Consider the following 26,408-nt stretch of genomic DNA (forward strand, 5'->3'; position numbering starts at 1 on the left):
CAGATATGGCTAGGATTTAAAAAGTTTACAGAGGACGGTCTATAATGTCAGATAGAAAAAACATGAAACTTTTCGCACTCAACTCTAACCAAGAGATTGCACAGAAAATTGCTCAAGCTGTTGGTGTCCCACTTGGAAAACTATCATCACGTCAATTTTCAGACGGAGAAATCCAAGTGAATATCGAAGAAAGTGTCCGTGGTTATGATGTTTACATCATCCAGTCTACAAGTTTCCCTGTTAACAACCACCTAATGGAATTGTTGATCATGGTTGACGCTTGTGTGCGCGCAAGTGCCCACAGTATCAACGTTGTCCTTCCATATTTTGGCTATGCACGTCAAGACCGCATTGCTTGTCCTCGTGAGCCACTTACAGCAAAACTAGTTGCCAATATGCTAGTTAAGGCTGGGGTTGATCGTATCCTGACTCTTGATTTGCATGCCGTTCAGGTTCAAGGTTTCTTTGATATTCCAGTGGATAATCTTTTCACTGTTCCCCTATTCGCAAAACATTACTGCGATAAGGGCCTCCTTGGCTCAGATGTTGTTGTCGTTAGCCCTAAAAATTCAGGTGTAAAACGTGCTCGTAGCTTGGCTGAGTATCTTGATGCTCCTATCGCCATTATCGATTACCCTCAAGACGATGCAACTCGCAACGAAGGTTATATTATCGGTGATGTTGAAGGTAAGAAAGCCATCTTAATTGACGATATTCTGAATACAGGACGTACCTTCTCTGAAGCTTCTAAAATCGTTGAACGTGAAGGAGCTACAGAAATTTATGCTGTTTCTAGCCACGGTCTCTTCGTTGAAGGTGCTGCTGAACTGCTTGACAATACTAAGATTAAAGAAATTCTTGTGACTGATTCAGTAGCAACAAAAGAAAAAACTCCTAAAAACGTATGCTACATCACTGCTAGTGAGTTAATTGGTGATGCCATCGTCCGTATCCACGAAAGAAAACCAGTCAGCCCACTCTTTGCCTACAACAAAAAGAAATAAGGTGATCCTTTGATTTATTTGGACAATGCTGCGACGACTCCTATGTCAGCAGTTGCTATTTCAGCTATGACCGAGGTTATGCAAGGAACCCACGGAAACCCTTCTAGTATTCATGGACATGGTCGTCAAGCTGGCAAACTCTTGCGAGAAGCCCGTCAGGAACTAGCTCAGTTACTGGGGACAAAACCTCAACATATCTTTTTCACTTCTGGTGGGACAGAAGGCAACAATACTGCTATCATTGGCTACTGCCTTCGTCATCAAGAACAAGGAAAACATATCATCACAACTGCCATCGAGCACCATGCTGTCCTTGAAACAATTGATTACTTGGTTCAACACTTTGGTTTTGAAGCAACCATTATTCAACCAGAAAATCAAGAAATCACAGCCCAGCAAATTCAAAAGGCTTTACGTGATGATACGATTTTGGTTTCTACCATGTTTGCTAATAATGAGACAGGAAACCTACTACCCATTGCTGAAATTGGCCAAATACTCAAGCAACACCCAGCCGCCTATCATGTCGATGCAGTTCAGGCTATTGGTAAAATCCCTATACACCCAGAAGAATTGGGCATTGATTTTCTCACTGCTTCTGCCCACAAGTTCCATGGTCCTAAGGGAATCGGTTTTCTCTACGCATCTAGCATGGATTTTGATTCCTATCTTCATGGCGGAGACCAAGAACAGAAAAAACGAGCCGGAACTGAAAATCTAGCTGCCATCGTGGGTATGGTTGCAGCCCTAAAAGAAGACCTAGAAAAACAGGAAGAACATTTCCAACATGTACAAAATCTAGAAACTGCCTTTCTTGCAGAGCTAGAGGGTATTCAATATTACTTGAACAGAGGAGACCATCATCTCCCTTATGTTCTCAATATTGGATTTCCTGAACAGAAAAACGACCTCTTACTCCTTCGTCTAGATTTAGCTGGAATTTCAATCTCTACTGGCTCAGCCTGCACTGCGGGCATTGTTCAATCCAGCCATGTTCTTGAAGCTATGTACGGAGCAAATTCAAAACGCTTGAAGGAATCCGTTCGCATCAGTTTGTCGCTACAAAATACTGTTGAAGATCTACAAACCCTAGCAAAAACCTTAAAAGAAATTATCGGAGGTTAGCCATATGGCATTTGAAAAAACCATTCAGTTAAAAAATTGTCGTTACGACTACACTCTTAGCCCTTCTGTTAAAAAATTCACCCTTAAGGACAATACTTTTTTTGAGACTAAGGTTGGTAACTATGAATTGACTCGCCTTTTGGAAAAAGTGCCAAACAGCGGTGAGGGCTTCCAACTCAAAATCATTATCAATAAAGAACTAACAGGAGCTAAAATCAATATCACTGACAAGTTTGGTCTTCGTCTGGTTGATATTTTCAAATCAGAAGACCACCACATTCATCAGGAAAAATTCTATTTTCTCATGGATAGTTTAGTAGAACGTGGTGTCTTTACAAAATCTGAAAGATAGGTCCCATATGTTTGAACTGACCTATAAAGACAGCTATCAGGTAGAGCGGACTCTCAAGTATGAAGATTATGAGGCACTCATGCTGGCTCTGTCAGGATGCGTGACCCTACCAGATACACTTTATGTGACTTCTTTGACCTTTAAGGGCCAGAAAGTTTATCAAGGTCTAGTCGGAGACCTCTACCGTTTTCTATCACAAGCAGAATTTTTACATCAAAACTAAGATTTTTCTTAGTTTTTTCTTATTTTTGTTGATTTTTTCACAATGTTTCTATAAAATAGAAGAATAGAAAGGTTGTGATTTTGTGAAAGATAAACAGTTTGCTATTCCAAAAGCTACAGCGAAAAGACTCTCTCTCTACTATCGAATTTTTAAGAGATTTCATGCAGAAAAGATTGAACGTGCCAACTCTAAGCAAATTGCAGAGGCTATCGGTATTGATTCAGCGACCGTACGTCGTGATTTTTCCTATTTTGGTGAACTAGGTCGTCGTGGTTTTGGCTATGATGTCAAAAAACTGATGACGTTTTTTGCTGATTTGCTCAATGACAACTCTATTACCAATGTCATGCTGGTTGGTATTGGAAATATGGGCCATGCCCTTCTCCACTATCGCTTCCACGAACGTAACAAGATGAAGATTATCATGGCCTTTGACCTAGATGACCATCCTGAAGTCGGGACCCAAACTCCTGACGGGATTCCCATTTACGGGATTTCTCAAATCAAGGATAAAATCAAGGATGCTGATGTGAAGACTGCTATCCTGACAGTTCCCAGCGTCAAGTCGCAAGAGGTTGCTAATCTCTTGGTGGATGCTGGCGTGAAAGGAATTCTTAGTTTTTCACCAGTCCATCTGCATTTACCAAAAGACGTGGTCGTTCAGTATGTTGATTTGACAAGTGAACTCCAAACCCTCCTCTATTTCATGCGAAAAGAGGATTAGAAAGCGAAAATCATTTTATGAAAAAACCAGTTATTGGGATTACAGGAAACGAAAAAACTCATCCAGATGATGACATCATGATGAGCTACGCAGCAAAAGGCTTTGTTGAAGGCGTTAAAGACGCTGGAGGGATTCCCATCATCCTACCGATTGGTGATCAAGAAATGGCCTGCCACTATATCAGTATGATTGACAAGCTCATCTTGACAGGTGGGCAAAATGTTGATCCTAAATTCTATGGTGAACCAAAAACCATTGATAGCGATGACTACCACCTTCAAAGAGATATTTTCGAACTGGCCCTCATAAAGGAAGCTATTAAACAGCAAAAGCCGATTTTCTCTGTCTGTCGTGGGACTCAGCTTTTTAACGTTGCCATGGGTGGAACTTTGTATCAAGATATCGAAGATCACTGGCAGGATTGTTCTGCCGAGTACACAACCCAACGCTTAGTGACAGAACCAAATACCGTTCTCCGAGAAATCTATGGAGAAATCTCCCATATCAACTCCTTCCACCATCAGAGTATTAAGGATTTAGCACCTAACTTAAAGATTGCAGCTCATGATCCTAAAGATGGTATCATTGAGGCTGTCATGAGTACGGATGATGTTGCCTTTCTCGGTGTCCAATGGCACCCAGAATTTCTATTTGAAAATCGTCCCAAAGATAAAAACCTCTTTGACTATGTCGTTAATGAACTTTAGATTAAATCTGTTTTTTCACGGTAACTAAAGTAACTAGAATATGAGACAATTAAATGGTCCAAGAGGACAATCCCCATCAGGTCGCAGGCTTCTTTAACAAGTTTAGTGACATGATCATCATTTCGACTGGGGGCTACCGCTCCCGAAGGATGATTGTGAACCAAGATAAGTGAAGTCGCCATATGCTTGATAGCATAGTGAAGAATCTCTCGCGGTTCAGCAATACTGCGAGTTGCAGAACCGATAAAAATGGTCTGTTGATGGATGATTTGATTTTGAGTATTAAGATAGAGCGCCACCAGGTGCTCTTGTTTTTTGTCCCCTAATTCCTGTTGCATCTTCTTGGCCAACTTTTGGCTACTGAGAATACTTTCCATCTCAATGGTCTCATGCTTGTGAATACGATGCCCCAGTTCAATCATTGCTTGCAATTCTATAGCCTTAACTCGCCCGATACCAGATAGGCTCTGCAATTCCTGCAGGGTCATTTTTTTCAAATCCGTTAGGCTTGAAAGATTGCTCAAGACTTTCTGGGCAATTTCAAAAACGCTGGCTTGACGTGTTCCTGTCCTAAGTAAAATAGCTAGCAACTCTTGATTACTGAGCGCTTCTACTCCTTCTTGGGTCAGTCTCTCTCTTGGTAATAATGAATCTTCTTGGAATGAAATACTGTACATAAAAATCCTCCTCACTTTATTATTCGTGAGAAGGATGAAAAATTAGATTTTTTTCTCAATTGGAGCCACACTAGCTAAAAGTTTTTTCAAACCTACTTCTGGGAAATTGATTTTTAATTCCTGAGTAGCACCGCTACCTGAAACTTCCAGAACAGTTCCCTCTCCCCATTTCTTGTGGAGAGCAATGTCACCAATGGACCAATTTGCCTCGCTAGACGCTGATTTTGCACCAGCCGTATATTGACCAAATGGAAGACCGCTTGACTGGATAGTTTTTGGTGCTGCACTGCGTTTACGGTCTTGAAGAGCCTGCGCAAGACTCATACCTTGACCGAAGGCAAGACCACCACTGCTATAAGATGCTTTAAAACTTGTATTTGCTGGACGAGCTAGGCCTTGATACTCAAGTAAGTCTGAACTGATTTCGTTAATAAAACGAGTCGGACGGTTGTAGTTGGTACGACCAAAAAGCAGGCGCGAATTGGCATTTGTCAGATAGAGAATTTTCTCTGCACGCGTAATTCCCACATAGGCCAGACGGCGTTCTTCTTCTAGTTCATCTTGATCTTCAGCCGCACGACTAAGTGGAAAGACATTTTCTTCCATCCCAATCAAAAAGACAACTGGAAACTCGAGACCTTTGGCAGCGTGTAGGGTCATCAGGGTCACTTCTGATGTCTCCTGACTACCTGAATCTGTGTCCGCAATCAAAGCCAAGTCATTTAAGAAACGACTCAGCTTGTCCAGACCAGTTTCCTCTTCTGGCCCATCAGAGGTGTCATCAAAGTTTTTCGTCACAGAAAGGAACTCTTCAATATTTTCAACCCGAGCCTTACTTTCCAGAGTTGCTTGGGCATTTAGAATATCGACATAACCTGTTTTTTCAAGGACAGCCTCAACCAACTCTGTAATATTTAATTGATCTAGCTGCTCTCGTAAATCTAGAATCATATTGGCGAAATCCCAGATAGACTGGGCTGCCTTACCCTTGATACCAGATAACATGATATTGGCTGAAGCATCTAGCATGGACATGTCTTGCATATTCGCAAGGTCACGGATTTTCTCAACTGTACCTGGTCCAATTCCACGTTTAGGCTCGTTGATAATACGCTCAAAACTAATATTGTCACTCAAATTAGCAATGAGGTTGAGATAAGCGATAATATCGCGGATTTCCTTACGGCTGTAGAACTTGGTTCCGCCAACCATGGTATAAGGGATATTTGACTTGAGCAAGGCTTCCTCAATAGTACGGGACTGCGCATTAGTCCGATAGAGAACTGCAAAATCCTTGTGAAGGAAGTTTTGACTGCGACTAAGTTCATCGATGGTTCTGGCTACAAATACAGCCTCATCCAGCTCATCATCGGCACGATAGTAAACGATTTGCTCCCCATCAGCATTCTGGGTCCAGAGATTCTTAGGACGGCGGTTTTTATTGTTTTTTATGACCTCGTTGGCCGCTTGGAGAATGGTTTTGGTGGAACGGTAATTCTCCTCCAACAAAACAACCTTGGCTTGGGGATAATCTTTCTCGAAGTCCAAGATATTCTGCATATCAGCACCACGCCAACCGTAGATAGACTGGTCAGCATCCCCAACCACACAGATATTTTTAAAACGGGAAGCCAAGAGTTTGACCAGTTGGTACTGAGCGTGGTTGGTATCTTGGTACTCATCAACATGGATGTACTGAAATTTCTGCTGGTAGTAGGTCAAAACATCAGGATTCTGATCAAAGAGACGCAGGGTCAGCATAATCAAATCATCAAAGTCAACCGACTCCGACTGACGCAGTTCTTTCTGATAGGCTGTATAACACTGGGCCACGATTTGCGTATACATATCGCCAGCTTGGGAAGCATAAGCCACATCATCAATCAAATCATTCTTAGCATTGGAAATAGTTCCTAAGATGCTCCGCTCATTCCATTTTTTAGGATCCAAGTTCAACTGTTTAAGAATGCGTTTCATGAGCGTTCGCTGTTCACCAGGATCCACAATAGTAAAATTACGGTTGTAGCCAATATGGTCCGCATCGCGACGCAAAATACGCACACACATGGAGTGGAAGGTCGCAATCAGACAGTCCTGAGTGGCTGGATTAAGGTTATAAGCACGCTCTTTCATCTCACGCGCAGCCTTGTTGGTAAAGGTAATGGCCAAGATATTCCAAGGATTGACCAGCTTTTCATCAATCAAATAAGCGATACGGTGGGTCAAAACTCGAGTCTTTCCAGAACCAGCCCCCGCCATGATTAACAAGGGCCCTTCTGTCGTTTGCACCGCCTCAGCCTGACGATCATTCATTCCATTTAATAATGCGTTCATCTTCTCTTCCTTACTCTTGAAGTCAATATTTCTATTATATCAGAATTCAGGGAAAATAGAAACTTTACGGGGAGTAGCAAAATATAGCGGATTTAAACTAGAATACTACACTGTAGGTTTCTAAAACACTCGACTTTTTCACTTAATTTTTTCATGAACTAGCTCAATACATCAATATAAAAAAAGGTAAATTTAAGATTGGCAATACGAACGTTAAACAGAATTCCATTTCTCTTTTTAAAACCAAAACAACGATATCGTAAAACCTCTACAGGAACAATAGATTGCGACACTAAAATATTCTCCCCTAGTTTTGCTTTACTAATAGTATATAGGAGGAGAGCCCTGAATCCTAGACCCTCTGTTATGATGTGGTTACAAACAGAGTTGGAAAAAATCTTAAAGTCAGAAAAACGCATGATATCAGCCCCTAACACTTGATACAATGCGTTTTATTATGAAAAGATCTACTGGATTTTTTATCAAAATAAACTTCCAGTAGTCTTTTCAATTTTTATTAATAAGTCCCTTCTTCACCTTGGCTAGTCAAGATAACAGGACCATCTTTCGTAATGACAAATTGGTGTTCATACTGACATGACAATCCACCGTCGATGGTCTTATGGGCCCAACCAGTCTTCATATCTGTATCAATTTCCCAGTCACCTGTATTGATCATTGGTTCAATAGTCAAGACCATTCCTTCACGAAGACGGAGTCCTCGACCTGCAATACCATAGTTCGGAACCATTGGTTCTTCATGCATGGTTGGGCCAACACCATGACCAACCAAATCACGCACTACACCGTATCCACGACTTTCAGCATATTCTTGAATAGCTGCTCCAATATCACCAATACGATTTCCAACAACAGCTTGCTCAATACCCTTGTACATAGCTTCTTTGGTTACATCCATCAAGTTTTTCACTTCTTCGGACGGTGTACCGACAGCATAAGCCCAACATGAGTCTGCAAGACCACCAGAATAGCTCTGAGTGTATTTCTTCATTTGCTCAACATTGTTGAAGTTTAATTTTGAGACATTCAGGTCAGATTTGGCAATAGGACCTCCCAAAACCATGTCAACCTTGAGCAAATCACCATCTTTCAAGGTATAGTGACGAGGGAAAGCGTGAGCCACTTCATCATTAAGAGAGCAGCAGGTAGCATAAGGATAGTCCATCATGGCACCATCAACCCCAATCTGAAGCGGAAGGAAATTTTCTTCCTTGCAACGACGGCGGACATACTCTTCAACTTCCCACATATCTACGCCAGGCTTAATCAAATCACGTAAGCCGATATGAATACTTGCTAGAAAATCACCAGCCTTGTCCATAGCTTCAATTTCACGAGCTGATTTTAATGTTATCATTTTTTCTCCTAGTTTCTAATTAATTTTAACAGTCACATTTGCTTTGGAAACAATCTGATGACCATGATAAATATCGTAATCAATAATAGCTGATCGTCTAGTATGATGGATAATGCGTGCTTGAATGCGCAATATATCATCTATCTGAACAGCCTGCAAAAAGTAGATCAGCATTTGTTCGATGATGAGATTGCGACCACTATTCACAACTAAATCTTGGGTCATGTGGGTCAGAATTTCTGCCAATACACCATTAGCCAAAACTCCATTTTTTTCTAGCATAAAGGGTTCCACTGTAATCACTACTTCATCATGGTGATAAGAAAGCTTTTGTCCAATCTGCTCAGAAAAAGTTGGTAGAGCAGAAACTTGAGAACGGCTCATCTTTTCCATGACATCTCGTCTGGTTACAACGCCAAGCAAAGTTTGATTGCTTCGAACAACTGGTACCATTTCAAAGTCTTCAGCAATCATCCGTTGACTCACATTGGCAATATTTGTCGATAATCCAACCAAAAATAGACTACGAGACATGACCTTATCAATTGTGGTACTTGGTGACTTATCACCAGCATCTCTCATGGTTACAACGCCAACAACAACCTGATGTTGATTGATAACAGGGAAACGACTGCTACGATTCTTACGAACTAAATCCAAATAATCTTTAACGGTGTCGGTCTCTCTCAGAAAACCATACTCATGACTTGGACGATAAAGCTTCTCAACTGTCAAAATATCAGTCTTGATTTGGACATTTGACAAGGCTTTATTAATCATGGTCGCGACAGTGAAAGTATCATGCTTGCTTCTCAGAACAGGAATCCCTTTTTGATTTGCCAGTTTAAGAACATCATCATGAACCTGAAATCCCCCTGTAACCAGAACTGCATTTTCATTTTCCAAGGCTAGCAACTGAATACGGGTACGGTCTCCGACAATCAAGAGTCCCCCATCATGAAGGTAAGACAAAATATTTTGTTCGGTCATAGCACCGATTGAAAACTTACTAAATTCTCTCTCTAAACCTTCTTGCCCAGCTAGAACCTCAGAAGAAGTCACTTCTGCAATTTCAGCAAAAGTTAATCTTTCAATCGCAACTTTCTGGGATTTAACACGAATTGTTCCACTTCTGGGACGGGTCTCCACAATTCCACGGTTTTCAGCTTCTTTAATGGCTCGATAGGCAGTCCCATCACTGACTCCCAGATGGTTTGAAATGCTACGAACACTGACCCTTTTACCTACTGGTAATTCCTCCAAATAGCTTAGAATTTCTTGGTGTTTACTCATTAACTTCTCCCTTTACAAAGCGAAACTCAAGATAATCTCGCATTTTCCTTGTATAGCGATCACTTCCTTTAAACTGACGAATCAATCGAAATCCAGCCCTAAGAGCAACCTTTTGACTTGCTTCATTTTCAAGGTGGGTAATGATGGATAATTGTTTTAAGCCAAATTCCTCAAAAGAAAGTTGACAAATTTTTCTAACAACCTCTGTCATAAATCCTTGCGACCAAGCATCTTTTCTCAAAAAATAGCCAAGCTCAGCTTCTTTTTTGATTTCATCTAACTTCTCAAACTTAACAGAACCAATCATTTTTTCAGTTTTCTTGTCACAAATAGCCCATACTCCCAAAGGGGACTTCATAAAGTAATTGGCCAACGCATATTGGCTCTCTTCCAGACTAGCCTGAGTCGGGAAAATAAATTGAAGATTTTCTGGATTCGAAGCTATCTCATGGAAGTCCTGACTATCACTAAAAAAGAAAGGACGCAAATACAAGCGATCCGTTTCAAAAAAAGAAAACATTGCTAATTTGGTCCAAATATTCATAAACACCTCTACGGTTTAATCCTCAACAAGTGTAATATCCGCTCCTAGATTACGTAATTTTTCAATAATATCTGAATATCCACGTAAGATAAACTCGATATTTGTAATTTCAGTTTGTCCCTCGGCCATCAAACCAGCAATAACCAAAGCTGCACCAGCTCTTAAGTCGGTCGCTTTAACACTGGCTCCACGCAAATTACGTCCACCCGTGTACAAAATATGACCATTTGTTGTCGAAATATCCGCATCCATCTTTGCTAGTTCAAAAACATGATTTACACGTTTTTCGTAAATCGTATCGACAATTGTACCACGACCATTAGCTGTTAGTAAAAGAGGGGTAAGCGGTTGTTGCAAATCAGTTGCAAAGCCTGGGTAAGGAGCTGTCTTAATATTGATTGCTTTCAAATTAGACTGCTCTTCGACAAAAATGCTGTCTTCAGATACAGTCATTCTCACTCCCATTTCTTCCAGCTTAGCAATAAATCCTTCCAGGTGTTCGTATAGTACATTATTTATACGAATTCCCTTACCAACTGCAGCAGCTAAAGATATATATGTTCCAGCTTCAATGCGGTCTGGAATCACCTGATGACGTGTCCCATGTAATCTTTCAACACCATCAATAATGATGATATTAGTTCCTGCCCCACGGATATGGGCACCCATATTATTCAAGAGGGTAGCTACATCAATAATCTCAGGCTCACGGGCTGCATTTTCAATAATAGTACGACCATTCGCTTTAACCGCAGCAATCATCGTATTGATCGTTGCCCCTACACTAACCGTATCCATGTAAATACTTGCACCATGAAGTCCTGTATCTTTAGCAGATAACTTCATGTTCTCTCCCTCGTAGCTAACAGTGGCACCCATAGCTTCAAAAGCCTTAAGGTGTAGGTCAATCGGACGAGGACCTAGATCACATCCTCCCGGTAGACCAACTGTCGCTTCACCAAAACGGCCTAAGAGGCTGCCATAAAAATAGTAAGATGCACGAAGACTGTTGATTTTTCCATAAGGCATTGGAATATTTTGAACACCTCTTGGATCAATCTCCAAGACATCGTCATAACGCTTAACAGTAGCTCCCATCAATTCCATGATTTCGACAAGACTTGCTACATCCGAAATATCTGGAACACAATCCAAAGTCACCACATCATCAGCCAAGATAATAGCCGGAATTAAGGCCACAACGCTATTTTTAGCACCACTAATAGTGATTTCACCTTGTAGTGGTAATCCACCATTGATAACAATTTTTCTCATTCTAAGTTTTCAATACTCTTTCAAGATTTCTAATAAGGTCTTTAAAATAAATTATATCATAAATGCAACCTTTTTTCCATCCTTTTCAATTTTATTGGATAAATCAAAGTTGACGAGTTAGTAACTGAATTACTAATATTCAATGAAAATCAAAGAGCAAACTAGGAAACTAGCCGCAGGCTGCTCAAAGCACTGCTTTGAGGTTGTAGATAGAACTGACGAAGTCAGCTCAAAACACTGTTTTGAGGTTGTGGATAGAACTGACGAAGTCAGTTACCTATACCTACGGCAAGGCGACGCTGACGTGGTTTGAAGAGATTTTCGAAGAGTATGAATTACTAATCTTTCTCGAATCGCTATTGCCCCTTTTTTGCCCCCTGAAACCGAGTAGGAGCTAAGAACTAGCCCCCTTATCTAAGTATCGGAATACGGCTGTTCAACTAAATTTTAGCAAGAACTTCTCCCCCTTCTCTCAGTTCACAGAAGCCTTTTATACATACCGTCCTATATTTCATGAACAAGACGTTTTCAGGCTAGCATCCTATCAGACAATCTATTTTGAAGATAACCGTGACTCAGGATTACTTCTATCTGTCGTTTTCTCTTTATAGTGATAGACCTCACGGGATAAATCGTACATCTTTTCTCGTTTACTCTCGTGATTTACGCATATAGGTTACGACTACCTTTTTGGACTTTAGAGTTTTGAGCCCCCTTATCCGCTATATACGCCTTACTATCACGTTCCTGTTCGTAGAGCCACGATTTCGCCATCCCTTCCTCTGACGATTCTTATTTCCAACGTCAGACTTAAAACGGTCTATCCCCAGACCATTTTAATCCGCTACCTCACGATAGTCAGGTTTGAGAATCGCTATTTGACTCGCCGAGAACTTTGACATCAGATATACTATAACAAAGTGAAATAAGAATCAAACAATTTAATTTTGAAATTCAAATCAATTTATAACAATATTTTAGAAGATATGCTGTGCTATTCCAGATTCAGTTTGCTATACATCCCGTCGTACCACAAAATCCCGTGTCTGATGAGGCACGGGATTTTTTAGCTTCTTTACTGAGATGGATTGTCTTTTTTAGTTCGTGCCAATCTCAGGGCACGATTTGGATTGAGACGATTAAATAGTTCTTCCAATTTCTTTTCATTCCAAACGTCTGCGGCGGAAACGAAATTGCCATCCGCATCTCGGAAAGATATCGGTTTATCTCCCATACCAGTCTCCTAGTCTACAAATTCAAACTCAAATTTACCAATTCGGACCAAGTCACCATCTTTAGCACCACGCGCACGAAGGGCTTCATCAACCCCCATACCACGAAGTTGGCGGGCAAATTTCATGACAGATTCATCACGATCAAAGTTGGTCATATTAAAGAGTTTCATGAGTTTTTCACCAGAAAGTACCCATGTCGCATCGTCATCACGGCTAATTTCAAAGTCTTTCTCTTCCTCGTCAAAGCCGTAGTAGGCTTCTTCTTCCATATCAGACTCATCGTAGAGCAAGAATTCTGGTGTCTTGTCTAACAATTCAGCTGTAGCATCCAAAAGTGTTGCCAGACCTTGCTTAGTCAATCCAGAAATCGGGAAGATAGCTGGTAACTCTTCAAATTCATCATAGTTTTCAGCCAATTTCTTCTTGAAGACTTCAAGATTTTCCTGACTCTCAGGCATGTCCATCTTATTGGCTACAATGATCTGTGGACGCTCCATGAGACGGAGGTTATAAGACTCTAACTCCTTATTGATAGCTAAGTAGTCCTCATAAGGATCACGTCCTTCGCTAGCTGACATATCAATGATGTGAAGGATGACACGTGTACGCTCGATGTGACGGAGGAACTGGGTTCCCAAACCAACACCTTGACTAGCCCCTTCAATCAAACCTGGCAAGTCGGCTACTGCAAAGGATTCACCCGATTGGGTACGAACCATACCAAGATTTGGTACAATGGTCGTAAAGTGGTAGGCGCCGATTTTAGGTTTAGCTGAGGTAATAACACTGAGCAGAGTTGATTTCCCAACCGATGGGAAACCAACCAAACCAACATCTGCCAAGATTTTTAGTTCCAATTGTAACTCACGCTCCTGGCCTGGTTCTCCATTTTCAGAGATTTCAGGTGCAGGATTTTTTGGTGTCGCAAAGCGAATATTTCCACGTCCACCACGACCACCGTGGGCAACGATAAATTCTTGACCGTGTTCAATCAAATCTGTCAAGACCTTGCCAGTTTCTGCATCACGAACAGTTGTGCCTTGTGGTACTCGAACTCTAAGGTCCTCTGCACCACGACCATGCATCCCTTTGGTCATCCCTTTTTCACCAGAATCAGCCTTGAAATGACGATTGTAGCGGAAATCCATCAAGGTACGCAAACCTTCGTCTACAACGAAGACCACATTACCTCCACGACCTCCGTCACCACCCCAAGGACCACCATTAGGGACATATTTTTCACGGCGAAAGGCAACCATGCCATCACCACCATTACCAGCCTTGACCTTAATCTTGGCTGTATCTAAAAACATACTCATTTTTTCTTCTCACTTTAAAAAAGGGCTGGGAAATCCCAGTCACAAAATTTCTTAAATCTATTTTATAGATTACTGAGGGCACCAATTGCAGTTGCAAAAATCCCCAAAATACTTGCTACTAACATGATAAGCACGATAAGCAAGGTTAATTTCTCAAACATCGTTTTTTTACGTTTTCCATTATCTCCAAATGCCATTTTTCTCTCCTTCATTACATTCTATTTTCTATTATCTTAGCATGAATTCAGCTAGTTTTCAATAGTCACTTGCTACTGGCGCAATAATCCATAAAATGATATAGGCTACAATTCCAACTCCGTAACAGCAAGCAAGGACGCCCCATATTACGCGAACGATAGTAGGATCCATATCCAGATAATGGGCCACCCCAGCACAGACACCAGCAATCTTTTTGTCACGACCACTTCTCATCAATTGTTTTTTCATAGCTTGTTCTCTTTCTATTCTTCACGGTCTTTCCAATAATCTCTCATGCTGATTAGCTGTGTTTTTGAAGCCTTCAGCATCCGTCTAGAGCCTTTTACAGGTACAGCAACCACCTTTTGCGGTAGATACAAAACTGTCTTAAAGATACGCTGACTGACCGTATCATCTTTAGCCAAATCTTTCTGGAAATTATTTGAAATAATGGCATCCAGATAAAATTCATGCACCCGTTTTCCAAAGTTCTCAGCTGAAATCTCGTACAACTTCTCTGATAAAGTATGCTCATTCATGTCTGGTGTTGCAATCAGGGCTTCCAAAATAGCACCAGCCAAATCATGTTCTCTATAGTACAAGGTTCCAAACATTTTATCACTGATAAGATTGTCCAGATAAGGATTTCCGTGAGCAATGACAGGCGTCCCACTAGCTAAGCTTTCCAAGTATGTCAAACCTTGCGTTTCACTTGTCGATGCCGAGATGAAGAAATCCGCCGCCTTATAGTAAAGAGCCGTCTCACTAGGAGCAATCATTCCTGTAAAGATGACGGAGTCTTGAATCTCTAGTTTCTGGGCTTGCTCTTTGAGGTCATTCAGATAAGGGCCATCCCCAGCTACCACCAGTTTAACCTTGTCTTCCTCTCTCAGAACTTCTGCAAAGGCTGCTAGTACTGCTTGAATATTTTTTTCATAGGAAATTCTGGAAAGACTAAGCAACATCTTTTCATCATCTTGAATTCCTAGTTTACTACGCAGTTCTTTCAGATTTTCTTGCTTGATTTCTGGACGTTCAAACTTGGCTAATTCAATCCCAGTTGGAATGACCCGTTTTTCAACCTTGACCTTATAGTCAGATAGCAAGTCACGGACAATCTCACTCGGGCAAATAACCCCATCCACATCATGCAAGAAACCTCTTACTAAGTACTTTACCATACTAGGACGAATCAGCATTCCCTTAGCAATATAGTGGACATAGTCTTCGTATTGGGTGTGATAGGTATGAATAACGGGAATTTTCAGTTCTCGCGCAATCCAAATTCCCAACAGGCCAAGAGAAAATTCTGTCTGAGTGTGAATAATATCTAGCTGATACTGTTTAGCAATTTCCAGTGCCTTGCTGAATCCTCGATAGGCAAAGCGGCGATCCTTAAAAGCAAAGAAAGGAACACTTGGAATGCGGATAATTTGCCAATCTTCATAACGATTGACATCCTTATCTGTTGTCGTAAAGATAAAAACAGCATGCCCCTGCTTTTCAAGTTCTGTTTTCAAGGTTCGAATACTGGTCGCAACACCTGAAACCTGAGGAAAATAGGTATCTGTAAATAAACCAATTCGCATAGATTACCTCACTTTTTACTTTCTCTCTAAAGCGGCTTGTTTGTCATAAAAGTCCAACCAGATTTGTAACAGATGCTCTTCAGAATACTCTCTGGAAATATTCTTAGCTTTTTCTTTCAAATCTTTTAAAGCAGCAGGATTCGCTTGATATTCCAGAATAGCTTCTTTCATCTCTTCTCTATCTGCTGTCGCCCGATAATTTCCCTCCAAAATTACCTTATAAAGATCTAAATCACGCAACATAATAGGAGCTTCACAACTGGCAGCCTCTAAAATCGTCATCGGAAAGAGCTCATTGTAACTAGGCAACAAGAAAAGATTCGCTAGGGCATACAATTCGCGCATCCGCTCTGGCGATACAATACCTGGAAAAATCAAATTTTTAGGGGGATTCTCCATGATTTTCTTGTAGCGTTCATAACCATCTGTCATACCACCAAAAGAGAAACCACCAGCCCAGATAAAGGTAATCTGAGGCAATTCCTCAGCCAGACGGATAAAGTCATCAATCCCTTTACGTTTCTGAACTTGACCAGCACCTACTACGATAAACTGATTGTCACTAAGACCTAGCTCTGTTCGCAGTCTGACTACCTCTTCTTGTGGAAGGGGATGCCATTTTTCCTTATTGACAAAGTTAGGAATATAGGTCACTTTTTCACGTGGAATACCAGCTGCCACCAAATCCTCGATAAACATCGGATTGACCACAACCAAGTGCTCCATCCGGTTGTAAAAAGAAAATACATAGCGTTTCACAATTCCCTTTAAGAAAAATGGAATTTTCAAACTTCCCTCAAGTGTATCAGGTAAGAAATGCACATATCCAATTTTCCTCCCTGATCGTTTCTTTTGGAATGTTGATAAATAATAGGGGAAATCAATTGTATGAAAGTGAGTCACATCTGCCTCTATTGGAAGATTTTCTGTAACAATCAATTGGTCCTTGGCATCACGGTGAAGAAGACGAACTAATTCACGGTAAGCACCTGAAACTCCTTGTCCTGCTACTTTCTCACTTGAACTCAACATATTGATGCGTAATTTCTTTTTTTCCATAACTACTATTATATCATTTTCTTTGAATAAAATCAGCAAAAGAAAGGAGAGACTAGAGGAAAAGAAGGGGAATTTTCCTCACTTTTCCAAGGGTCTCTCACATGCTTTTATATGTTTATTTAATTCCTAGGGCAATGCGTGCATAGCGACTCATTTTTTCAACTGTCCAGGCTGGATACCAAACTAATTTGACTTCAGTATCCGTTACTTCTGGAACCTCTGTCATGGCATCATAAATCTGGTCTGTCAAAAGGTCTGCTAGGGGACAACCCATAGTTGTCAAAGTCATATCAATCTCTGTTTGCCCTGTGTCACCGTCAAAACGAATCTCGTAGATCAAACCAAGATTGACAATATCGATTCCCAACTCAGGGTCGATGACTTCTTCCAAGGCTGTTAAAATTCGTGTTTTGATGTTATCAATTTGCTCTTCTGTATAAGCCATATTTATCCTCACTCTTAGTCTTCAATAAAATCACGAAGCGGTTTGCTACGACTTGGTTGGCGTAGTTTTCTCAAAGCCTTTGCTTCAATCTGACGTATACGCTCACGAGTTACGTTAAAGACTTTACCCACATCTTCAAGGGTACGCATTTTTCCATCGTCTAGTCCGAAACGCAGACGCAGAACATTTTCTTCACGGTCTGTAAGAGTATCCAAGACCTCATCCAACTGCTCACGCAAGACGATACGAGTCGTATAATCCACTGGATTTTCAATCACTTCATCTTCGATAAAGTCTCCAAGATGGCTATCATCCTCTTCACCAATCGGTGTTTCAAGGGATACCGGTTCTTGAGCAATCTTCAAGATTTCACGAACCTTGTCAGGAGTCATATCCATACGTTCAGCGATTTGTTCTGGCGTTGGATCTTGTCCCAATTCTTGAAGGAGATTCCGCTGTTCACGAACCAATTTATTGATGGTTTCAACCATGTGGACTGGGATACGGATGGTACGAGCTTGATCAGCGATGGCACGAGTGATAGCTTGACGAATCCACCAAGTTGCGTAAGTTGAAAACTTGAACCCTTTAGAATAGTCAAACTTGTCAACCGCCTTCATCAAGCCCATGTTCCCTTCTTGAATCAAGTCAAGGAACTGCATACCACGACCTACATAGCGTTTGGCAATAGAAACAACCAAACGAAGGTTGGCTTCCGCAAGACGTTGTTTGGCTTCGATATCACCAGCTTCAACAGCTAGTGCCAATTCTTTTTCCTCTTCATTGGTCAAGAGAGGAACGACTCCGATTTCTTTCAAGTACATACGGACAGGGTCATTAACCTTAGCCGAAGTTGAACCAATCAAGTCCTCATCACTGAGTTCTGGCTCTTCTTCTGCACTAAGAACACGCGCACTTGGATTTCCTTCGTTATCTGTGATTGAAATTCCTGCATCCTGAATCCGTTGCAAGAGATCTTCAATTCCATCAGCATCCAAGGTAAAAGGAATAACTAAACTAGCATTGATTTCATCATCAGTTGCTGTCCCTTTTTGTTTATGATTACGGATAAATTCTGCTACTTGTACGTCAAATGTTGTTACTTCTTTTTGTTTTGTTGCCATTATTACTCCATTCTTCTCTTTTGGGAAATTAAACGTTCCAATTCTTCTAGGGCTGTGTCTGTATCTCCTACATGGCTAGCTTCCTGCACCTTCTTTTTGATTCTCATATTGTCCTGATTCAAGAGAGCCTTGTTTCGAGTCATTTCTACTTCACTAAGTTCCTGCGGTGACATCTCAGCAGGCAAGTCCTGAGCTAAGACTTGGTACCAAGCTCTTTCAACTTCCTCTGTCTGTTCTGCTAGAACTTCTGGAGGAAGATTGCCATACTGACCAAGCAAGTCATATAAGACCTGAAATTCAGGTGTGTCAAATGCAAAATCTTCTCGTAAACGGTAATCGTTCAAAACAAGAGGAGATTCCATCATTCGATAAAGTAGATGAGCTTCTGCCCTCATAATAGCCGATAACTGCTTGGTGACAGGCATGGTGATTGGCGTCGGTCTGGAAATTCCTTCCATGCGATTCTGCCTTTGTGCCTGACGGCTTTCATTAACAATCTGCTCAATCTGGGCATAATCAAAGGATGCCAGACTGTCAGCTAAAATATGAATATAACTGTTTTGAGCAGTGATAGACTTTTCTTGAACAATCAAGGGAGCTATTTTTTCAATAAACTCAATCTGGGCCTGCAGATTTTCACTATTTTCAGGCTTGTACTGGTGAATGTAAAACTCAATCGGACTAATACGAGTTTTCGTTAATAGATAGGCCAAGTCTTCTGGTCCATTTTTTTGTAGATACTCATCTGGATCCAAGTTATCAGGCATGCTGACAATTTGCACAGGCATATCACTAATTTCGTCCAGCGCTTTCAATGTAGCAGCTTGCCCAGCCTTATCACCATCATAAACAAGAACCAACTTCTTGGTCAACCTTTTCAGATGCTCAACATGCTCACGACTTAAAGCTGTTCCCATAGATGCGACAGCATTTTCGATTCCAGCCCGATAGGCTGCAATGACATCCATGAATCCTTCCATCAGATAAATCTCACTGGCTTTTCCAGAAGATTTTTTAGCCCTATCCATATGATATAATTCGTAACTTTTGTTAAAAATTGCAGTCGATCGGCTATTTTTATACTTAGAAGTTTGTGAATCCGTTTTCTGCCAGATACGACCTGAGAAGGCAATGACCTTTCCTTGGTCATTGGTCAGGGGAAACATAATGCGATTATGAAAGGTGTCTACAAATTGATTGGCATCCGAGAGATAAAACAGTCCTGAATCTAGGAAATCCTCTTCACGATACTGACCAGACAAACGTTGATAGAGATAGTTGCGTTCTGGAGGTGCTAAACCAATCCGAAAATGTTTGAGCACTTCATCTGTCAAACCTCGCTGATAGAGGTAATTTCTGGCCTCCTCCCCCATGGTCGTGGTCATGAGAATAGCATGATAAAATTTGGCTGTATCTTCGTGCATATCATAAAGAGCTTGGTAAGGCGAAACTTGCTTCTGTTCACTATAAAGCGGTTTTTCTACCTCTATCCCAACACGCTGACCTAAGATTTGGACAGCCTCCATAAAGGGAACACCTTGGTACTCCTCTATGAACTTAAAGACATCACCAGAGCGACCACAGCCAAAACAGTGGTAAAACTGCTTGTCCTCTACAACGTTGAAAGAAGGTGTTTTTTCACCATGAAAAGGACAGAGCCCTAGATAGTTCCGTCCTGCCTTTTGTAAAGAAATCACATCCCCTATGACTTCCACAATGTTGGCATTGTTTTTGATTTCTTCAATGACTTGTTTGTCAACCATACACAATACCTCCATGTTATCATAGTTTACTTTATATAGTATACTTTATTTCAGAAAAAAAGTAAACCATTTCACTCATTTTCCCTACTTTATTCAAAGAGTTGATAATAATCAGAGATTTTCATTTTTGCTTTATCTTCCTGGTTCAAATCTTTAATAATTTGTCCTTCTTTCATGACAATTAAGCGATTGCCATACTTAAGAGCATCTTCCATATGATGAGTAATCATAAGCGCTGTCAATTGATCCTTCTTGACAAATTCATCTGTCAATTCCATGAGGGCAACACTTGTCTTTGGATCAAGAGCTGCAGTATGCTCGTCTAACAAGAGTAATTCAGGTCGCTTCAAGGTTGCCATCAAGAGACTCAAGGCTTGTCTTTGACCACCTGATAAAAACTCAATCGGTGTATTCAAGTGTTTCTCAAGACCATTTCCTACTTTTTCAATGGTTGCCTGAAACTCATCCTTATAGCTAGCCAAACGTCTTGGTAACAATCCACGCTTTTCACCACGAAACTTGGCAATCAAAAGATTTTCAGCCACCGTCATACGAGGAGCTGTCCCCATCTTTGGATCTTGGAAGACACGAGACAGATACTTGGCGCGCTTCTCTGGTGAAAACTTGGTAACATCCTCACCTAAAATACGGATAGTTCCACTGGTTAGTGATAAGGTTCCTGCAATAGTGTTAAAGAGGGTTGATTTACCAGCACCATTTCCACCCAAAATCGTGATAAAGTCCTGTTCAAAAATTTCTAAGGAAACATCATTTAAAATAATCTTTTCTTCATCAAAGCCATTTTTAACGACTTTGGTTGCATTTTTTAATTCTACAATTGCTGTCATTTGCTTAATTTGGCTCCTTTCAAGATGGTTTGCTTAAATGTTGGAATCATGAGGCAGACTGCTAAAATCACTGCACTATATAGACGAAGGTAACTTGTATTAAAGCCAAGTGCGATAACTGCCCACACTAAGAATTGATAAGCGATAGAACCTACAACGATAGTAACCAAGCGCTCTGCCAAGCTCAAACTCTTGAAAATAACTTCCCCAATAATCAAACTTGCAAGCCCCACAACAATAACCCCGATTCCTCGAGATACATCGGCATACCCTTCTTGCTGGGCAATGAGAGCTCCTGCAAGGGCAATCACACCATTTGATAAGACCAAGCCCATGAGCTCCATGCGTCCAGTATGAATCCCGAAACTTCTAGCCATATCAGGATTGTCACCTGTAGCAATGTAGGCTTGTCCGAGTTTAGTGTCCAAGAAAAAGAGCATGAGAGCAATGACAAGACTAACAAAAATGAGACCTGTCAAGAGTTGATTTAAATCCGATTCAAAAGGCAAGGCATCCTGGATTTGTTTGGTTCCAAGTAAGCCTAAATTTGCACGTCCCATAATCAAGAGCATGATAGAGTGACAGGAAGTCATCACCAAAATCCCTGAGAGCAAGGTGGGGATCTTCCCTTTTGTATAAAGAAGGCCTGCTACCATTCCAGCCAAACAACCGGCTCCAACAGCAACAATTGTCGCTAGAAATGGGTTCACGCCTTTGGTTATCAGAGTGACAGCAACAGCTCCCCCAAGAGGGAAGGAACCTTCTGTTGTCATATCTGGAAAGTTTAAAATCCTAAATGTCATAAAGATCCCCAGACCTAAAATAGCCCAGACAAATCCTTGAGAAATAATAGAGACAATCATATTTTATTTAATCCTTTCTATATTCATCTTTTTAAAAAATGGGAAGAGTCTCCTCCTCCCTACCTTATTTATTCGATGACTTGTCCTGCTTCTTTGAGAACAGACTCAGGAATCGTAATACCTAGTTCTTGTGCTATTTTTTTATTGATGACTGACTTACCAGTTGAAAAGACATTGACTGGGGTATCGGCTGGTTTTGCACCTTTCAAGACTTGCGCAATCATTTTACCAGTTGCCACACCAAGGTCATGTTGGTCAACTACAACTGATGCCAAACCACCTACTTCTACCATAGCTGTCGCACTTGGATAAATTGGTTTCTTAGAACTTTGATTGCTAGAGACAACCGTTGGAAATCCTGATGCAATGGTGTTATCAATCGGAACCCAAATAGCATCTACCTTGCTAGTCATAACAGTGACAGTTGAGGCAATTTCATTTGTTGAAGGAACTGCAAATGTTTCCACTGTCAGACCTGCTTTTTCAGCATAAGCCTTAAATTCTTCGACCTGTGTTTTTGAATTGTCTTCACTACTTGAGTAAAGAGCTCCGATTGTTTTCACATTCGGTGTCAAAGCTTTGATGAGTTCAACTTGTTGTTGAGCTGGATTGTGGTCAGATACCCCTGTAATGTTGCCACCTGGTTTTTTCAAATCTTTGACCAAGTTAGCACCAATTGGGTCTGTAATAGCAGCCATGATAACCGGTAGGTCTTTTGTGGCACTAGCCAAACCTTGAGCAGCTGGTGTCGCAATACCAACCACAAGGTCATTCCCATTTGCAACCAATTGTTTACTCATTGTCGCAACCTTACTTTGGTCACCTTCTGAGTTCATAAAGTCGATCTTCAACTGGTCATCTTTATAACCTTCTTCTGCAAGTCCAGCTTGAATCCCTTTATAAATCAAATCAAGGGATGGATGACTCACAAATTGAAGCACACCAATCTTGGTTATTTTCTTCTCATCCTTATTATTCTGAGCTTCTGGTTTATTCATTGAAGAGTAAATCAAGCTTCCTGCTACTAGGAGTGCTAATGCAGCGACAATTCCAATTAAACGTTTATTTTTCATTCTATTTCTCCTTTTTATTCCTTTAAAATACTTCACTTATCTAATACTCTTCGAAAATCTCTTCAAACCACGTCAGCTTCACCTTGCCGTAGCTATGGTTACTGACTTCGTCAGTTCTATCCACAACCTCAAAGCAGTGCTTTGAGCAACCTGCGGCTAGCTTCCTAGTTTGTACTTTGATTTTCATTGAGTATAAACAAGCGACGCCATCGTTTTCTTTCCATACTAACCTCCATCAAAAAAGTCCTCACACAAAAAACTTGTGTGAGGACGTCGATGCGCGGTACCACCTCAATTATAGGGAATTTCCCTATCGCTCTGTCTCGCAATAACGAGATGCACTGTAAGGTGTGCTCACCGAATTTTTATGATTTCAAATTCTAAATAGCATTCAGCCCAATTTTCATCATCATCACTTATCTGTTTTCAGCTACCACAGACTCTCTAAAAAGTTTGTATGATTACTTTTCTGAATGGTTAAATTATATCATTTTTAAACTACTTGTCAATAGTCTATTAGAATTTTTTTCATCTTCACTTTTGAAAATGATTAACCCGAATTACGCAATCCTGTCGCAATTCCGTTGATGGTGATATGAATCAATCGTTCTTGATCACTTGACAATTCTCCACGGCGTTGGCGTTTAATCAACTCCAACTGAATATAGTTGAGAATATTAAAGTAAGGCATACGGTAATCCAGACTAGCTTTTAGATATGGATTGTCAGCTAAGAGTTCGTCATGTCCTTCGATAACCAAGATAACGTTCTTAGTAACTTGCCATTCATTTAAAATAGTCTCATAGATGGCCTTAACTTGCTCGTCTTCACAAAGTTTAGCATATTCAAAAGCAATATTCATATTTGATTTTGACAAAACCATATCAACATTTGAAAGAAGCGATTGGAAGAAAGGCCAATTTTGGTACATATCTCGTAAGATAGCAATATTCTCTGGATTTTTATCGATAAATTCCTTGAAGCTTGAACCAACCCCGTACCATCCAGGGAACATAACACGACTCTGTGACCATGAGAATACCCAAGGGATGGCACGCAAACCACCGATTTCAGTAATGGTCTTACGAGCGGCTGGACGAGAACCAATATTAAAACTTGAAATAGCCTTGATTGGACTTGACTCGAAGAAATAATCATAGAAATGCTCATTACCAAAGACCAAATCACGGTAGATATCGTAACTACGGTCCACTACTTGATCCATAATGGCTTCATAACGATTTGAGGTATTGGTATCGCTCTTTTTCTGAGTAATCATACGGTTAATAGCTGCCGATACTAGCATTTCAAGGTTATAGTAAGCGGCGTCTTTGTTACCGTATTTATTGCCAATTACTTCACCCTGCTCCGTCAAGCGGATACGATCCTTGATAGACTTGAGCGGTTGAGATGTGATGGCTTCATAGGTTGGCCCACCACCACGACCGACAGTACCACCACGACCATGGAAGAAGGTAACCTTAACGCCAAATTCATCTCCGATAGCAGTCAATTGTTGTTGAGCCTTGTAGAGGGTCCAACATGATGATAAATAGCCACCATCTTTATTACTGTCAGAGTAGCCAAGCATGATTTCTTGGTAGTTATTGCGAGAAGCAATCCATTTCTTGGCAAGAGGAAGAGAAAGATATTTTCTCATTGTTTCCTCTGAATGATCCAAGTCTTCAATTGTTTCAAAAAGGGGAACAATCTGAACACGCGCCCTTTCCGTATCCACCAGTCCTACTTCTTTTAATAAAATAGCTAATTCTAGCATATCAGAAAGGCTGGTTGCATGTGAAATGATGGTCTGACGGATGACATCATCTCCCAACTTATCTTTCAAAACACGAGCCGTCTTAAAAATAGCTAGTTCTTTTGCTAATAATTCTGATTTTTCTGCGTGAGTCGCAGAAAGAATTCGGGGATCTTCTTCTAATTCTTTCAAGAGAAGGTCACACTTTTCTTCTTCGCTCAACTCGCTATAACGAGAATGAATTCCTGATGATTTCAAGAGTTCTGCCACACATGCTTCATAGACGCTAGAGTCTTGTCGCATATCAATTGATGCTAGGTAAAAACCAAATATCTCTACTGCCTGCAATAATTCCACGAAATCACCTGAAATCAAGGACTCGCCCTTATTTTCTAGTAGAGAATCTCGAATGGCAATCAAATCCTTGTAAAAATCATTGGCGGTTTCATAACGAGTCCCAACTTCCTTATCTTCAATCAGATAGGTTTTTGTTGCTTGAATTTTTGATTGAATATCAAACAAGGCACGACGGTAAAGCTCTTTTTCACGGTAAATCGAGTTATCCTTAGACTGACGAGCCATTTCTCTGACTTGCTTACTTACATTGACAATGCTAGTTGAAAGAGAAAATTCACGATAAAGTTGGTAAATCTTTTCATCATAATAGTTCATGATGACTTCACACTGAGTGAGTGCAGACTGCTTCAAGGTCTCTGCTGTAACAAATGGATTTCCATCACGGTCACCACCTATCCACATACCCATGGTGATCGGTTTGGCCTGTTTTAAATTCAGCCCATGGGCTTGCGCTAAGCGCTTATACTCCGTCGTCAAGTGAGGTACAGCTTTCAAAAAGGAGCTGTTGTAATATTCCATAGCATTCGTGATTTCGTTAGTCACTTTTAATTTTTTCTCACGAATCATGTCTGTCTGCATGATAATTTCGATGTAACGACGCAAATCATTGTGCCATTTTTCTTTATTGATCAACCCCAACTTTACATCACGGTATTTACGCAAAAGACTATGAATATGATTTGTTAAATCCAACATACTTTTGCGTTGCACTTGTGTTGGATGGGCTGTCAAAACAGGGACAACATTCAAGTGTTCTAGGATCTCAACGGCATTTTCTTTTTCAGCAACCATTTTAATCGTTGTAGATAATTTACCTAAATAGTCCTGATCAATATTATTTTGATGATTGATTTCATAAGCTAAATCCACATCCTCTGAAATATTAATCAAAAGAGGTAAGATTGAAAAATAGCGTGAAATATAGACCATTTCATCATTTGATAAGCTAGTCACTAGACGGTTTAGACCTTGATAATCTTCCTGCGTTGATAATTCTTTCAACTGCATGATTTTTTCAAAGGTCTCTGGGGCAAGCATATTTTTAGTAATATCTTCCAGCAATTCTGTTAGAATCAATACTTCTTCTTGCACAACACTTTTATTACTATAATTTTCTAATTTTTGAAGAGACATAGACTATCC

The 26,408-nt window shown here is 40.6% G+C and carries 27 protein-coding genes and 1 other annotated feature; of the genes, 7 read left to right on the plus strand and 20 right to left on the minus strand.

Annotated features, from left to right (window positions below):
• Positions 1-44 precede the first annotated feature (44 nt).
• The 6 genes from ACLV7Q_RS04820 (at position 45) to ACLV7Q_RS04845 (ending at position 4,135) form a co-directional block, all read left to right on the plus strand.
• On the plus strand, positions 45-1,004 hold the full coding sequence (locus ACLV7Q_RS04820; protein ID WP_130899051.1) for a ribose-phosphate diphosphokinase: 960 nt from the start codon (positions 45-47) through the stop codon (positions 1,002-1,004).
• A 9-nt stretch (positions 1,005-1,013) separates the two neighbouring features.
• Positions 1,014-2,129, plus strand: coding sequence for a cysteine desulfurase family protein (locus tag ACLV7Q_RS04825; protein ID WP_218757094.1), 1,116 nt, complete (start codon positions 1,014-1,016; stop codon positions 2,127-2,129).
• A 4-nt stretch (positions 2,130-2,133) separates the two neighbouring features.
• Positions 2,134-2,481, plus strand: a complete 348-nt coding sequence (locus ACLV7Q_RS04830; RefSeq protein ID WP_000863540.1) for a DUF1831 domain-containing protein — start codon at positions 2,134-2,136, stop codon at positions 2,479-2,481.
• A 7-nt stretch (positions 2,482-2,488) separates the two neighbouring features.
• On the plus strand, positions 2,489-2,704 hold the full coding sequence (locus ACLV7Q_RS04835) for a DUF4649 family protein (RefSeq protein ID WP_218757095.1): 216 nt from the start codon (positions 2,489-2,491) through the stop codon (positions 2,702-2,704).
• A gap of 82 nt (positions 2,705-2,786) precedes the next feature.
• Positions 2,787-3,428: a redox-sensing transcriptional repressor Rex gene (locus ACLV7Q_RS04840; protein WP_000653403.1), complete on the plus strand. Its 642-nt coding sequence runs from the start codon at positions 2,787-2,789 to the stop codon at positions 3,426-3,428.
• A 17-nt stretch (positions 3,429-3,445) separates the two neighbouring features.
• Positions 3,446-4,135, plus strand: a complete 690-nt coding sequence (locus ACLV7Q_RS04845) for a gamma-glutamyl-gamma-aminobutyrate hydrolase family protein (protein WP_023935878.1) — start codon at positions 3,446-3,448, stop codon at positions 4,133-4,135.
• On the opposite strand, the gene radC is transcribed toward ACLV7Q_RS04845, so the two are convergent.
• The 6 genes from radC to ACLV7Q_RS04875 all read right to left on the minus strand — a co-directional run bounded on the left by radC (position 4,132) and on the right by ACLV7Q_RS04875 (position 11,636).
• Positions 4,132-4,812 (minus strand): RadC family protein, encoded by a 681-nt coding sequence (gene radC / locus ACLV7Q_RS04850; RefSeq protein WP_218757096.1) that lies wholly within the window; start codon positions 4,810-4,812, stop codon positions 4,132-4,134. The two genes, ACLV7Q_RS04845 and radC, sit on opposite strands and share 4 nt — an antisense overlap.
• 42 nt (positions 4,813-4,854) lie before the next feature.
• Entirely contained in the window at positions 4,855-7,146 is a 2,292-nt protein-coding gene (gene pcrA, locus ACLV7Q_RS04855) for a DNA helicase PcrA (protein ID WP_218757097.1), read from the minus strand.
• Between the two features lie 517 nt (positions 7,147-7,663).
• Positions 7,664-8,524 carry a methionyl aminopeptidase gene (locus tag ACLV7Q_RS04860; RefSeq protein ID WP_084953909.1) on the minus strand — a complete coding sequence of 287 codons (861 nt, stop codon included), beginning with the start codon at positions 8,522-8,524 and terminating at the stop codon, positions 7,664-7,666.
• A 15-nt stretch (positions 8,525-8,539) separates the two neighbouring features.
• The gene (gene spxR, locus ACLV7Q_RS04865) at positions 8,540-9,817 is read right to left on the minus strand and encodes a CBS-HotDog domain-containing transcription factor SpxR (RefSeq protein WP_000033830.1); all 1,278 of its coding nucleotides are present in this window, start codon (positions 9,815-9,817) and stop codon (positions 8,540-8,542) included.
• Positions 9,810-10,361 (minus strand): GNAT family N-acetyltransferase, encoded by a 552-nt coding sequence (locus ACLV7Q_RS04870; protein ID WP_218757098.1) that lies wholly within the window; start codon positions 10,359-10,361, stop codon positions 9,810-9,812. Before ACLV7Q_RS04870 ends, spxR begins: the two co-directional genes overlap by 8 nt.
• Before the next feature lie 15 nt (positions 10,362-10,376).
• Positions 10,377-11,636, minus strand: coding sequence for a UDP-N-acetylglucosamine 1-carboxyvinyltransferase (locus tag ACLV7Q_RS04875; RefSeq protein WP_218757099.1), 1,260 nt, complete (start codon positions 11,634-11,636; stop codon positions 10,377-10,379).
• Positions 11,637-11,778: 142 nt separating this feature from the next.
• Here ACLV7Q_RS04875 and ACLV7Q_RS04880 point away from each other — a divergent pair, with 142 nt between their 5' ends.
• Positions 11,779-11,949 (plus strand): hypothetical protein, encoded by a 171-nt coding sequence (locus ACLV7Q_RS04880; RefSeq protein WP_050242916.1) that lies wholly within the window; start codon positions 11,779-11,781, stop codon positions 11,947-11,949.
• A 762-nt stretch (positions 11,950-12,711) separates the two neighbouring features.
• On the opposite strand, the gene ACLV7Q_RS04885 is transcribed toward ACLV7Q_RS04880, so the two are convergent.
• The 14 genes from ACLV7Q_RS04885 to ppc all read right to left on the minus strand — a co-directional run bounded on the left by ACLV7Q_RS04885 (position 12,712) and on the right by ppc (position 26,399).
• Entirely contained in the window at positions 12,712-12,870 is a 159-nt protein-coding gene (locus tag ACLV7Q_RS04885; protein WP_007284777.1) for a hypothetical protein, read from the minus strand.
• 9 nt (positions 12,871-12,879) lie between these two features.
• Positions 12,880-14,190 (minus strand): GTPase ObgE, encoded by a 1,311-nt coding sequence (gene obgE, locus ACLV7Q_RS04890; RefSeq protein WP_218758082.1) that lies wholly within the window; start codon positions 14,188-14,190, stop codon positions 12,880-12,882.
• A 62-nt stretch (positions 14,191-14,252) separates the two neighbouring features.
• Positions 14,253-14,387 (minus strand): DUF4044 domain-containing protein, encoded by a 135-nt coding sequence (locus ACLV7Q_RS04895; protein WP_000863852.1) that lies wholly within the window; start codon positions 14,385-14,387, stop codon positions 14,253-14,255.
• 58 nt (positions 14,388-14,445) lie between these two features.
• Complete coding sequence (locus ACLV7Q_RS04900) at positions 14,446-14,622, minus strand: PspC domain-containing protein (protein ID WP_218758083.1); 177 nt, start codon at positions 14,620-14,622, stop codon at positions 14,446-14,448.
• A 29-nt stretch (positions 14,623-14,651) separates the two neighbouring features.
• Entirely contained in the window at positions 14,652-15,977 is a 1,326-nt protein-coding gene (locus ACLV7Q_RS04905; RefSeq protein WP_218758081.1) for a glycosyltransferase family 4 protein, read from the minus strand.
• Positions 15,978-15,992: 15 nt separating this feature from the next.
• Positions 15,993-17,036, minus strand: coding sequence for an alpha-galactosylglucosyldiacylglycerol synthase (gene cpoA / locus ACLV7Q_RS04910; RefSeq protein ID WP_218758080.1), 1,044 nt, complete (start codon positions 17,034-17,036; stop codon positions 15,993-15,995).
• Between the two features lie 115 nt (positions 17,037-17,151).
• A complete protein-coding gene (locus tag ACLV7Q_RS04915; protein ID WP_000331921.1) occupies positions 17,152-17,481 on the minus strand; it encodes a metal-sulfur cluster assembly factor in 330 nt (109 codons plus the stop codon).
• Positions 17,482-17,495: 14 nt separating this feature from the next.
• The gene (gene rpoD, locus ACLV7Q_RS04920; RefSeq protein ID WP_004259586.1) at positions 17,496-18,605 is read right to left on the minus strand and encodes an RNA polymerase sigma factor RpoD; all 1,110 of its coding nucleotides are present in this window, start codon (positions 18,603-18,605) and stop codon (positions 17,496-17,498) included.
• 2 nt (positions 18,606-18,607) lie between these two features.
• A complete protein-coding gene (dnaG, locus tag ACLV7Q_RS04925; protein ID WP_218758079.1) occupies positions 18,608-20,368 on the minus strand; it encodes a DNA primase in 1,761 nt (586 codons plus the stop codon).
• A gap of 89 nt (positions 20,369-20,457) precedes the next feature.
• Positions 20,458-21,216, minus strand: a complete 759-nt coding sequence (locus ACLV7Q_RS04930; RefSeq protein WP_218758078.1) for an ABC transporter ATP-binding protein — start codon at positions 21,214-21,216, stop codon at positions 20,458-20,460.
• Positions 21,213-22,079, minus strand: coding sequence for an ABC transporter permease (locus tag ACLV7Q_RS04935; protein ID WP_218758077.1), 867 nt, complete (start codon positions 22,077-22,079; stop codon positions 21,213-21,215). The genes ACLV7Q_RS04930 and ACLV7Q_RS04935 overlap by 4 nt, the downstream gene beginning before the upstream one ends.
• Before the next feature lie 68 nt (positions 22,080-22,147).
• Positions 22,148-23,152, minus strand: coding sequence for a tryptophan ABC transporter substrate-binding protein (gene trpX, locus ACLV7Q_RS04940; RefSeq protein WP_218758076.1), 1,005 nt, complete (start codon positions 23,150-23,152; stop codon positions 22,148-22,150).
• 40 nt (positions 23,153-23,192) lie between these two features.
• Positions 23,193-23,339: a hypothetical protein gene (locus ACLV7Q_RS04945; RefSeq protein WP_000695828.1), complete on the minus strand. Its 147-nt coding sequence runs from the start codon at positions 23,337-23,339 to the stop codon at positions 23,193-23,195.
• A 76-nt stretch (positions 23,340-23,415) separates the two neighbouring features.
• Positions 23,416-23,633 (minus strand) — a binding site (T-box leader).
• Between the two features lie 69 nt (positions 23,634-23,702).
• A complete protein-coding gene (gene ppc, locus ACLV7Q_RS04950) occupies positions 23,703-26,399 on the minus strand; it encodes a phosphoenolpyruvate carboxylase (RefSeq protein ID WP_218758075.1) in 2,697 nt (898 codons plus the stop codon).
• Positions 26,400-26,408: the final 9 nt, after the last annotated feature.

Origin of the sequence: Streptococcus mitis, assembly GCF_965111725.1 — a bacterium.
Taxonomy (GTDB): Bacteria; Bacillota; Bacilli; order Lactobacillales; family Streptococcaceae; genus Streptococcus; species Streptococcus mitis_DV.